This is a genomic window from Streptococcus sp. OH4692_COT-348, from assembly GCF_003859975.1.
In the GTDB taxonomy this organism is placed as follows: domain Bacteria; phylum Bacillota; class Bacilli; order Lactobacillales; family Streptococcaceae; genus Streptococcus.
This window is the reverse complement of record NZ_RQZB01000024.1, coordinates 1-5,779: the sequence shown is the minus strand read 5'-3', so window position 1 is coordinate 5,779 and position 5,779 is coordinate 1. Positions and strand designations below refer to the sequence as shown.

Genomic DNA, 5,779 nt, shown 5'->3' with positions numbered 1-5,779 from the left:
GACTACAACTGATAAAGATGGTAATGTAACTCACGTTTACCGTAAAGTAGTTAAGACAACTACATCATTCGTAGACGGAAATGGTAACCCAATTTCACCAAATAAAGAAGGTAACCAACCTAAGAAAGATATCCCAGGATACGAGTTTGTTAAGACTACAACTGATAAAGATGGTAATGTAAGTCACGTTTACCGTAAAGTTGTTCCTGCTGCTCCAAAACAAGAACAATCTAAACCAGCTCCAGCTAAACCAGCTAAGGAATTGCCAAATACTGGTACAGAAGATCACTCTAGCCTAGCAGCTCTTGGACTTCTTGGAGTATTGAGTGGATTTGGTCTTGTAGCACGCAAGAAAAAAGAAGACTAATGTTTTAATATTTAAAATATTAAACAATTAGAAAGGACGAATTTCGTCCTTTCTTTTTTGATGTTTAGAGCGATAAAACTCCGTTTTTTGAAGTTTTCACAGTTTCGACAACCAAAGACATTTCGTTTGATAAGTTTGATGAGATTATTGGTTGCTTCCAATTTTGCATTGGAATAGGGGAATTGAAGGGCGTTGACGATTTTCTCTTTGTTCTTTAGAAAGGTTTTAAAGACAGTCTGAAAAGAAGATGAATCTGCTTTAGATTGTTCTCAATGAGTCCGAAAAATTTCTCGGGTTCCTTATTCTGAAGGTGAAAAAGCAAGAGTTGAAAGAGATTATAGTGGTGTCTATACTTAACAAAATCTAAAAGTTTTCTTTGCATATTTTATAGGGACAATTGATTTTAATTTCTCTCTAGATAAAGTTTGAATTACTTCCTGTTTCTAAATTTTTACAAGTCACTTTTGAATATGGTTTGATTAAAAGAAAATCAGTAATTTTAAAAAAGAGCAAGTGATTTGTAAAGATGATATTCTTCTTAATTGATTGTAAAAAGTACTAAGATTTATTTTAATATAGTGAATTCAGAATATGATAAAAGTAAGATATTAGAATAATTATTAAAAATTGAGTACTGAAGTGAAAGAAGTCCGAGCAATCATTTTAGGAGTAGTAAAGAAAAAACTATGTTTTTAATCTAAAAGATATATATTTAAAAGTGAATAAATTGAAAATGAAATGAAAAAATTGACGTGTTGAGTAGATTATTTTATAATTAAATTTAGAGGATTTTGATGGATAAAATTTCTGTTTTCAAAAATAGTATCCTCTGATTTTTAGAAATTGGTTTAATATGAAAGAAAAAATAATGCAATCATCAAATCAGCGACAACTATTCTCTTTTCGTAAGTATAAAGTTGGACTCTGTTCTGTTTTATTAGGTACAGCGTTGGTTTTTGGAGCTTCAGTGTCTAGCCCTGTTAGTGCAGCTGAACTTGAGAAAAAACCTTCTGTTACAGAAGGAACTGATGTTACAGGAAGCAGTACGGTGTCTAGTCCTAATGATGCTTCCAATGGGGTATCTAATCATACAAATAAAGTAGAAGCTGCTCCTATAGTCAATGTAACAGCTAGTGCTGATGAGATGAAAAAAGAAGACGATTACTACGCTCGTGAGATATTCAAGGGTTCAGAAGTGGTATCGGTAGATGACGTACAGACAAATAATAAGGTAGATAAGAGTATTGATCTTAGTTCAGATTTGAAAAAGGTCAAGAATTTAACCAATGCTACAGTTCATGTTGAGTTTAAAGCAACAGAAACGGTACCAAATTTATACAGTGTATTTTCTGCCTCTAGTAATTCAAATCGAAATGAGTATTTCCTTTTAGGAGTAAGTGGAAACAAGCCTGTTGTAGAGGCTAGAACAGGAAGAGAGGGGAACTATCAGTACGATCGTTTTGAAGATGGAAAGGAAAGTATTCGTCCTAATGAGTGGAACTCGTTGACCTTTACTATTTCTCGACCTAATGTTAATGTCGATGCTGGTGAGGCAAAACTTTATGTTAATGGTAGGTTATCCAAATCTTCTACTAAATCGGGTCTTTTTTTGACAGCTATGCAAAACTTGACCAATATGCAGCTAGGAGCTATGCAACGTGGAGATGGTAAAGTTTGGGGGACTAATCTAGATATTCGTAATCTAACGATTTATGATTATGCCTTCAGTGACACAGAGGTGGGACAACGAAGTGCTGTTTTTCTTCGAGATCCTCAGGGAAACAAGGCTCTTAGTTCAGCTGAATTAACAGATAATAAGGTTGTTTTTCAAGCTGGATTGAATGGTCAGAAAAATAGTGATGGTATTTATTCTTATCGTATACCATCATTGCTGAAAACGGATGATAGTACGATTATTGCAGGAGCAGATGAACGTCGTTTGCATTATTCTGACTGGGGTGATATCGGAATGGTTGTTCGTCGAAGTGAGGATGGTGGCAAAACTTGGGGTGAACGAATTAATATTTTAAATATTCGTGATAATCCAATAGCTAGAAATGCTAATATTGGTTCTCCTATTTCTATTGATATGGTTTTAGTTCAAGATCCTCAGACAAAGAAAATTTATTCTATTTACGATGTCTTTCCAGAAGGACAAGGGATTTTGGGTATGAGTGTTACTCGTGAAGAGTCTTATACAGTTGTCAATGGTCGAACATACCAGATAGTATATAAGGGAAATGAAAAATATACTATTCGGGAAGATGGTTATATTTATGATAGTAATAATCAAAAGACATCTTATCATGTAATCACTAAATCGACTAAGTCTGATAATAAGTACAGTGATACAGGTGATTTGTATAATGGCAGTAAGTTAGTGGGAAATATATATTTTAACCCAACAACTGACTCTCCTTTTCGTGTAGCCAAGGATAATTTTATTTGGATTTCAGAGAGCAATGATGACGGAAAAACTTGGTCAGCACCAAGGGACATTACACCCCAGATAAAGAAAGATTGGATGAAATTTTTGGGTACGGGTCCAGGTTCAGGTATCGCATTGAAGAATGGTCGATATGCAGGACGTTTAGTAGTACCTATGTATTCAACTAATTATGTATCTCATCTCAATGGTTCTCAGTCTTCTCGTGTAATTTATTCTGATGATCATGGTTTGACTTGGCATATGGGAGCTTCTCCTAATGATGGTCGTATCTTCAGAGGGGAAACTTTGAATTCTAATACTATGAGAAACACAGCAGCAGAATTGACTGAGGCTACTGTTGTCGAGTTAAACGATGGCACACTCAAGATGTTTATGCGTAATCGAAGTGGTCATGTTCAATTTTCTACTAGTAAAGATGGTGGTGCTACTTGGGGTGCTGTTGAAACAATTAGTGATATTCCAGATGTTTATGTACAACTTTCAGCAGTTCACACTGTGCAAAATGGTCGGGAGTACATTGTATTAGTAAATGCTAATGGACGTGGTCGTGAAAATGGTTATGCTCGACTTGCAGAAGTTCAATCAGATGGTAGTTTGAAATGGATTAGACATAATTTGGTCCAAGCTGGTAAGTTTGCTTATAATTCTGTTCAAAATCTAGGTAATGGTGAGTTTGGTCTTCTCTATGAGCATAGTGAAGATGGTGAAAATGACTATACTCTTTCCTTTAGAAAATTTAACTGGGATTTCTTAAATCCAAAGGTTCGGGCAGTTTCTGCTCAAGTGACGACAGATGATAACTTAGTTTCTATACGTTATGATGGTGAGGTACTTGCTCGAAAAGGCCTGGTTTTAACATTATCTAATGGTAGAAAACTGCCTTTTGTTACTCAGTATGATCATCGTACCCTTCTTTTCCAATGGCAACCAGAGGATGAGGGGGCGACTGTAACAGGTATTCAAACAGGGACTTTGGATAGCGTGACAGATATTCCACTGGATACTACTAATGTTCGTCTGCCAATCCGTACTCGCACTGTTGAACCAACGGATCCAAAAGTAGCCAATTCTCTCCTTTATCCTGATATCAACAATGACTTAAGGTGGCCAGCTGGTTTGAGCTACGATGATTTGAATAGAACTGTAACCCGAACTATACATTATGTTGCTGATGACGGAAAAGTTTTCCCAGATACAGTACAGACAGTCGCTTATAGTCGTAATGCTATTGTTGATCTGGTTAAAGGTACGGTTACTTATGGTTCTTGGGTCTTGGCTAAGTCAGAGTTTGACAGTCTTGTTGTTCCTATACAGGCTGGATATTTGGCTGATAGATCTTTGATTACTAACCAAAATATCGAAAAAGATGTTCATACTTTGGTACCAATTTCGGTGACAACTAGTGTCCGTTATAAGAAATTAGGTTCTTGGATTGTTCAAACTCCAAATTCTGAAATGAATAGGATCTCTTATCCCAATAGCTATTTAGATGCGAGTGTTATCGGTAATCATAGTACGGTTACCATTCCTTATGTAGCGGGTTACCGTGCGATTGGGAAAGATGGGAATTATTTGACCTTGAAAAATACGGATCGTCCAGCAGAAGGATATCTAGCACCACGTCCTGATGATGCCACCCAAGATAGCATCATTCGTTATGATAAAGATAATCAAAGTGCTCAGATTCGTTTTGTAAATCAATCTAATAAAGCGGTCTTATCAACTGTTTCTTTAACTGGAAAAACAGGTGAAGTGATTGATAGTAAGTCTGTAGACAGGGAAATTTTATCTTTTTTGAACAAAGGTTATCGGATTGTTACAGATGAATTTCATCAGATACTAACTCCTGTTTATGGTGACAACAGTCGTGTGGTTACTCAGTTTACTATTGTACTTACACCAAGGGTGGAGAAGATTGATGCTAGTCAGTATAAAGAAAAAGATTCATTGGTAGATAGCCAGTTGAAGCTTACTTGGCCAGCTGGTTTGACAGAAAAAGACTTACAGAAGTCGGTTAGTCGTACGACTCGTTTCTTGAATACACAAGGTGAGGAAATTGCGCCTGCTCACGAAGCTGTTCTTAATTATAGAAGAACAGCAACTGTTAATCTTGTAACCAAAGCTGTTCTTTATACAGGTTGGACTGCTGAACAAAATAAATTTCCAGCAGTTTTAGCTCCAGTTGTGGTTGGTTACCTAGCAAATGAATTAGAGAAACCAGAATTATCAAGCACTCCAAATATCCCAGCAAGAGTGGATGCTATTTATTATCGTAAACTTGGACAATGGGTACTAAAATTACCGTCAGAGACAATAAGAATAACTTATCCTAACGACCGTAGTAATGCAGGACGTGTTGGAACAGATCAGTCAACGGCTCCAGTTGTGACAGGTTATCAAGCCAAATATCAAGGTAAAAACCTAGTTTTAGCACAGGATGGAAGAAGTTATATTCTTTCCCTTCCAGAAGATGTTACACGTGATATGATAATTGACTACACTCGTAAGCTGTAGAAGGGAAAGAAGAAGTTCGTGAAACGGTATCAATTCCTTACGAACGCTTGACTGAGGTTAGCTCTGATCTCTATACAGATCAAACTCAGCTGAAACAGTCAGGTCGTGCAGGTTCTAAGACTGTTGTGAAGCTATACCAAACATTAGATGGCGTGAAAACAGACAAGGTTCTCTCTGTCCGTGAGGAAAATGTAGTGGCCTCTCAACCTGAAATTACCCTATCGCACCAGTACTTGTGTACCGAGAAGACCCTTCACTCCTGAAAGGTCAAAGTCAGACTGTTCAAGGTCGTGCAGGTCAGCGTAAGATTACCACTATCTATGAAACAGACCACGGTATACGCACTGGAATTATCCTCTCTCAAACCAGTGAAATTGTGCAAGAAGCAACCCCAACAATCATCTATCAGGGTGTGAAGGTTATCGGTCGTACTATTCCAGAAGATGGTC

The 5,779-nt window shown here is 36.9% G+C and carries 3 protein-coding genes and 2 pseudogenes; 4 read left to right on the top strand and 1 reads right to left on the bottom strand.

Features of this window, described 5'->3' with window-relative positions; genetic code table 11:
- On the top strand, positions 1–367 hold a 367-nt coding region (locus EII37_RS11455), incomplete at its 5' end, for an LPXTG cell wall anchor domain-containing protein (protein WP_124788546.1).
- 11 nt (positions 368–378) lie between these two features.
- Here the strand turns inward: EII37_RS11455 and EII37_RS10570 are convergent.
- Positions 379–716: pseudogene (locus EII37_RS10570) on the bottom strand (transposase); the annotation flags it as partial.
- Between the two features lie 519 nt (positions 717–1,235).
- Between EII37_RS10570 and EII37_RS10565 the strand changes: the two are divergent.
- The 3 genes and pseudogenes from EII37_RS10565 to EII37_RS10555 all read left to right on the top strand — a co-directional run.
- On the top strand, positions 1,236–5,330 hold the full coding sequence (locus EII37_RS10565; protein ID WP_185696008.1) for a sialidase domain-containing protein: 4,095 nt from the start codon (positions 1,236–1,238) through the stop codon (positions 5,328–5,330).
- 17 nt (positions 5,331–5,347) lie between these two features.
- Positions 5,348–5,593: pseudogene (locus EII37_RS11565) on the top strand (G5 domain-containing protein); the annotation flags it as partial.
- On the top strand, positions 5,566–5,779 hold a 214-nt coding region (locus tag EII37_RS10555), incomplete at its 3' end, for a G5 domain-containing protein (protein WP_142997535.1). The pseudogene EII37_RS11565 and the gene EII37_RS10555, both read left to right, overlap by 28 nt.